Below are 5,299 nucleotides of genomic sequence, written 5' to 3'. Positions count from 1 at the left end.
TTTTCCCCTGACTATGGACGAGCAGCGCAGCACGCAACAGATTCACCTGAAACGATAAAAACCGTATCAGGGCGCGGCAGATGGCCGCAGGCAGCACTTCAATCTGATCCGTACAAATGAAATATTCCTGAGCCTGTTTTGTTTCCGGTGCTGTTCCTACAGTGCAGCTCGTGCCAGACCGGGTGGCCTGGCAAGACTTTGCAACCGTGGAAGAACTGACCATGAGCACAGCAACAATCGGACAGGCTTATAACTACAAGGTCGTCCGCCAATTCGTTATCGCGACGGTTTTCTGGGGTGTCGTCGGCATGGCGATGGGGGTATTGATCGCCTCGCAACTGGTGTGGCCGGACATGAACCTCGACCTGCCCTGGACCACCTTCGGCCGCTTGCGGCCACTGCACACCAGCCTGGTGATTTTCGGTTTTGCCGGCAGCGCGCAATTCGCCGCCAGTTACTACGCGGTGCAGCGCACCTGCCAGGTGCGGCTGTATTCGGACAAGCTCGCGGCCTTCACTTTCTGGGGCTGGCAATCGGTGATCGTGATCATGCTGATCACCCTGCCGATGGGCTACACCACCACCAAGGAATACGCCGAGATCGAATTCTCCGGCGCGGTGTGGATGGCGGTGGTCTGGGTCGCGTATGCCATCGTGTTTTTCACTACGGTGGTGCAGCGCAAGACCAAACACATCTACGTCGGCAACTGGTTTTTCGGCGCGTTCATTCTGGTGATTGCCATGCTGCACGTGGTCAATCACCTGTCGATCCCGGTGGACTGGTTCAAATCCTATCCGGTGTATTCCGGGGCCACCGATGCCATGGTGCAGTGGTGGTACGGGCACAACGCGGTGGGTTTCTTCCTGACCACCGGGTTCCTCGGGATGATGTATTACTTCGTGCCGAAACAGGTCAACCGCCCGGTGTATTCGTACCGGTTGTCGATCGTGCATTTCTGGGCACTGATCACCCTGTACATCTGGGCCGGCCCGCACCATTTGCACTACACCGCGCTGCCGGACTGGGCGCAGTCCCTCGGCATGGCAATGTCACTGATCCTGCTGGCGCCGAGCTGGGGCGGGATGATCAACGGCATGATGACCTTGTCCGGTGCCTGGCATAAGTTGCGCACCGACCCGATTCTGCGGTTCCTGGTGCTGTCGCTGGCCTTCTACGGCATGTCGACTTTCGAAGGCCCGATGATGGCGATCAAGACCGTCAACGCCCTGTCCCACTACACCGACTGGACCATCGGCCACGTTCACGCCGGGGCCTTGGGCTGGGTGGCGATGATCACCTTTGGCGCGACTTATCACATGGTGCCGAAAGTCTTTGGCCGCGAGCAGATGTACAGCACGCCGCTGATCAACCTGCACTTCTGGCTGGCGACCATCGGCACGGTGTTGTACATCGCCTCGATGTGGGTCAACGGCATCACTCAGGGCCTGATGTGGCGGGCGATCAACGAGGACGGCACGCTGACCTACTCCTTCGTCGAAGCACTGCAGGCCAGTCATCCGGGGTTCATCGTGCGCTTTGCCGGCGGAGTGTTCTTCCTCAGCGGCATGCTGCTGATGGCCTATAACGTCTGGCGCACGGTGCGGGTTGCCGACGTGTCGCTGGCGCGCAGCCAGGCACAGATCGCCTGAGGCAGGGAGCCGCAGAGATGGATATTTTCTTGAATGTGCTGGGGGTGGTGTTTCTGTGGCTGGCGGTGGAGTACTGCCTGCGCCACCAGACGGCGGAAAGCCTCGACGATGCGAGCATGGTGCCGTTTGCCGATGATCCGGAGGTGGCACGGCGAGTGGAGCTGGCGACGGGGAAACCCGTGAAGGCGGTGGCACCGGAAGAGGCGAAACCGGGCTGGGTCAACCTCGAGATGTAGGATCGACCTCAATCCACTGTGGGAGCGGGCTTGCTCGCGAAAGCGGTATGTCAGTCACCATCAATGTTGAATGGGCTGCCGCCTTCGCGAGCAAGCCCGCTCCCACAATGGGAAATGGGTGAAGCCCTGATATCAGCTGCGATCGCGCGGAATCAGGCTCTGCAGCTGCTGCGCCAGAAAGTCCGCATCAAACACAAAGGTGTCCGGATCCTTCAGGCCATTGGTCTTGCGCCATTGCCACTCACCACTGGGCAGACCCACCAGCGAAATGCTGCCATAGCGCGCCGCCGTCAGCCCCATCACCGCCAGGGAAATCTGCCCGGCACTGCCCATCACGTCCGGCACGAACTCCACCGGTTTGCCGGCGATCACGATGCTGAGTTTTTCCGTCTTGAAGGTCGAGGTTTCCACCGGTGTGCTCGGGCCGAACGCGACGTAAGCCTCGCGGCTCACCTCCAGCAGATTCGGTGCCTGTACCGGTTCCAGCCATTGCTGGATCTGGCCGAACAGCTCGCTGATTCGGCTGGCCCACGCCTGGGACTGCGTTTCGAACAGTTGCTTCTTGTGTGCTTCACTCTCGGCATAGTGACGAAGCATTTCGCCCAGTTGTTGTACGTCGTTCATCGGTACGTTCCTCGGGGAGAGCCTGCGATAGTCGATAGTGACAGATCGACGCGCCGGTGTACGTTAAACCTCGGGCGTCGGCACCGTGACACTTGGCAAAAGGATCAACGGTACAGTTGCTTTGTACTGGCATACGCCCCTGAACCGATGGACACTCGGCCCGGGCCCGACTTTTCGCTACGGGCCATCGTTCGAGGAATTTCAATGCGCACCATCGGCCTGATCGGCGGCATGAGCTGGGAATCCAGCGCTGAATATTATCGTCTCATCAATCAACAGGTCCGCGACCGCCTCGGCCCGCTGCGCTCGGCGCAAATCCTGATGTACAGCGTCGACTTCGGCCCGGTCGAACAGGCCCAGCACGCCGGGCGCTGGGACGCTGCGGCGGCGATTCTGGTGGATGCTGCACGCAGGCTCGAGGCCGGCGGCGCCGAATGCGTGGTGCTGTGTACCAACACCATGCACAAGGTCGCGGAGCAGATTCAGGCGGCGATCAGCATTCCATTCCTGCACATTGCCGAACCGGCGGCGCAGGCAGCATTGGACATTGACGCGCACACGGTGGGCCTGCTCGGCACGGCGTTCACCATGGAGCAGGACTTTCTCAAGCAGCGTCTGATTGCGCAGGGTTTGACGGTACTGGTGCCGGACGACGCCGAGCGCAAGGACGTACACCGGATCATTTATGACGAACTGTGCGTCGGGGTGATCAGCGACGAGTCGCGCCAGATCTATCAACGGGTGATCGAAGCGCTGACCGCGCGCGGCGCTCAGGCGATCATCCTCGGCTGCACGGAAATCGGCCTGCTGCTCAAACCCGAACACAGCGCCCTGCCCCTGCTCGACACCACCGAGCTGCATGCGCAGTCGGCGGTGGCGTTCGCCTTGGACGATTGACTCCACAGAACCTGTGGGAGCGTGGCTTGCCCGCGAAGAACGATAACGCGTAATACCTGAAAAACCGCGGTGAATTCTTCGCGGGCAGCCACGCTCCCACAGGATTTTTTGGCTTATCGACGACGCAGACGGGCCATGCTCAGGGTGTCGACCCATTGCCCGTCGCGCACGGCGTAGTCACGGAACAGGCCTTCGGTCTCGAAACCGAACTTGCGATACAGACCGATGGCCGCCTCGTTATCGGCGTACACCGAGAGTTCGACCCGGTGCAGGTTCATCCAGTTGTCGGCGATGTCCAGCGCCGCCGCCAGCAGTTTCGACCCGACACCCTTGCCCTGCCATGCCACGGCAACCGCCATGCCGACACTGCCGGCGTGGGCGCGGCGGATCCGCGAATAGTTTTCCAGCCCGAGATGACCGACCACCGCGCCCTGGTGCAGCGCCACCAGTTTGACCATCCGCTCGTTCTCCGCCAGCAACCGTTGACGCCAGATCTCGGTGGACTGAAACGGCATCTGCAACACCTGCCGGGTCACAGCCGGATCGTTGTACAGCGCGGTAACGGCCTCGATATGGGATTCGTTGAAGCGTTCGAGGGTGATGGCGGGGTTGTGGTCGGGCATGGCGGATCCTTCCTGGATCGATGTGTGGCTGATCACTCTAAACTGCCGGTTATCAATTTGGCGAGGTTTCAAACTGTGGGAGCGGGCTTGCTCGCGAAAGCGGTCTGAAATTCAGCACTTCTGTTGCCTGACACACCGCCTTCGCGAGCAAGCCCGCTCCCACCGGGGATTGGGGGTGTTGGATGGATTGGCTCAGGTCTGGAACCACTCCTGGCGCTCATTGAAGGTGTGCTGGATCAGCTCGACCAGGGTTTGCACCTCGGCGACGTTCAGGGATTCAGCATTCACCGCCAGCCACGCCTGTAGCTGCATCGGCTCATCAAACAGCCCCGGCAACGCCACCAGCCCTCGATCGAAGCGGCTCATGTACGCCGGCAACAAACCGATGCAGGCGCTGCAGCGGATCATTTCCAGCATCAGTTCATAAGACTGCATCTGCACCACACCCGCCAGACGCTGTTCGACCAGGTGATTCCACGGCCGGAAACTGTCGATCTGCCGGTCGTGTTGCCATTGCACCAGCATGAAATCGCTGAGGTCTTCGGCACTCTCCGGGCGTGCGGTGACGCGGGAATAGCGTTTGGCGATGTGCGGCAGGTAATCCAGACGCGCCAGGGCCTGCGGCTGACTGGTGGCGAAGGTCGGGCCGGGGCTGGGGGTTTCGCCGTGAGCCAGCCACAGCACCACGTCGGCGCTGACTGCGCGCAAGGCTAACTCGCTGTCCAGCGCAATGATCTCGAGGCGCACGCTGGCATTGCGGCGCAGCAACGCGATCAGGTCGCGACCGAGAATGTCATGCAGGATCGATTCGGCAACCGCCAGGCGGATCAACGGTTGCTCGACCACCGGCAGTTTGCGTTCGTGAGCCAGCGCGACCAATTGCGCCTGCAACTGCTGACCTTCGCGGGTCAGGCTCAGGGCGCTGCCCTGAAAGCTGAACAGCGAGTGCTGCAGTTCCTGCTCGAGCTGCGCCAGTTGTTTGCGCAGCAGAGTCGAACGCACGTTGAGACTGCGCGCCGCCTGCATGAAGCAGCCACAGCGGGCACTGACCAGAAAGTATTGCGCGACGTCGGCATCGATGGTCGCGGCTTGCGCCAGCCATGGCTCGCGCTCGCCCTGTGCCCAGCGATAGTCGGGGCTACCCTGTCGTCCTGCGGGTTCGGTGAATGACATCGATGACTCCCTGTCGATCTTTGTATTTTGGAAAACGCCACGGTTCTAATGTGGGAGCGGGCTTGCTCGCGAAGGGGCCATTCCAGCCAAAAATTTT

7 protein-coding genes are annotated in these 5,299 nt (G+C 60.9%); 3 read left to right on the top strand and 4 right to left on the bottom strand.

What is annotated here, in order from left to right:
• A partial coding sequence (locus NTD85_RS15890) for a hypothetical protein (protein ID WP_262142637.1) occupies nucleotides 1-223 on the bottom strand: 223 nt, incomplete at its 3' end.
• Between NTD85_RS15890 and ccoN the strand changes: the two genes are divergently transcribed.
• Together ccoN and NTD85_RS15880 are read left to right on the top strand one after the other, a co-directional pair.
• A complete protein-coding gene (gene ccoN, locus NTD85_RS15885) occupies nucleotides 222-1,649 on the top strand; it encodes a cytochrome-c oxidase, cbb3-type subunit I (RefSeq protein ID WP_262142636.1) in 1,428 nt (475 codons plus the stop codon). The genes NTD85_RS15890 and ccoN overlap by 2 nt on opposite strands.
• 17 nt (nucleotides 1,650-1,666) lie before the next feature.
• Nucleotides 1,667-1,885: a cbb3-type cytochrome c oxidase subunit 3 gene (locus NTD85_RS15880; protein ID WP_262142635.1), complete on the top strand. Its 219-nt coding sequence runs from the start codon at nucleotides 1,667-1,669 to the stop codon at nucleotides 1,883-1,885.
• Nucleotides 1,886-2,017: 132 nt separating this feature from the next.
• Here the strand turns inward: NTD85_RS15880 and NTD85_RS15875 are convergent, their stop codons facing one another.
• The gene (locus NTD85_RS15875) at nucleotides 2,018-2,509 is read right to left on the bottom strand and encodes a hypothetical protein (protein WP_262142634.1); all 492 of its coding nucleotides are present in this window, start codon (nucleotides 2,507-2,509) and stop codon (nucleotides 2,018-2,020) included.
• A 204-nt stretch (nucleotides 2,510-2,713) separates the two neighbouring features.
• Here NTD85_RS15875 and NTD85_RS15870 point away from each other — a divergent pair, with 204 nt between their 5' ends.
• Nucleotides 2,714-3,406, top strand: coding sequence for an aspartate/glutamate racemase family protein (locus NTD85_RS15870; RefSeq protein WP_226501369.1), 693 nt, complete (start codon nucleotides 2,714-2,716; stop codon nucleotides 3,404-3,406).
• Nucleotides 3,407-3,519: 113 nt separating this feature from the next.
• On the opposite strand, the gene NTD85_RS15865 is transcribed toward NTD85_RS15870, so the two are convergent.
• Together NTD85_RS15865 and NTD85_RS15860 are read right to left on the bottom strand one after the other, a co-directional pair.
• The gene (locus tag NTD85_RS15865; RefSeq protein ID WP_262142633.1) at nucleotides 3,520-4,029 is read right to left on the bottom strand and encodes a GNAT family N-acetyltransferase; all 510 of its coding nucleotides are present in this window, start codon (nucleotides 4,027-4,029) and stop codon (nucleotides 3,520-3,522) included.
• Between the two features lie 192 nt (nucleotides 4,030-4,221).
• On the bottom strand, nucleotides 4,222-5,202 hold the full coding sequence (locus NTD85_RS15860; RefSeq protein WP_226501371.1) for a LysR family transcriptional regulator: 981 nt from the start codon (nucleotides 5,200-5,202) through the stop codon (nucleotides 4,222-4,224).
• Between the last annotated feature and the right edge of the window lie 97 nt (nucleotides 5,203-5,299).

Source organism: Pseudomonas sp. 13B_3.2_Bac1, assembly GCF_025466205.1.
Classification (GTDB): Bacteria; Pseudomonadota; Gammaproteobacteria; order Pseudomonadales; family Pseudomonadaceae; genus Aquipseudomonas; species Aquipseudomonas fluorescens_H.
The sequence above is the reverse complement of the archived record's forward strand: the minus strand, read 5'-3'. Positions and strand labels throughout refer to the sequence as shown.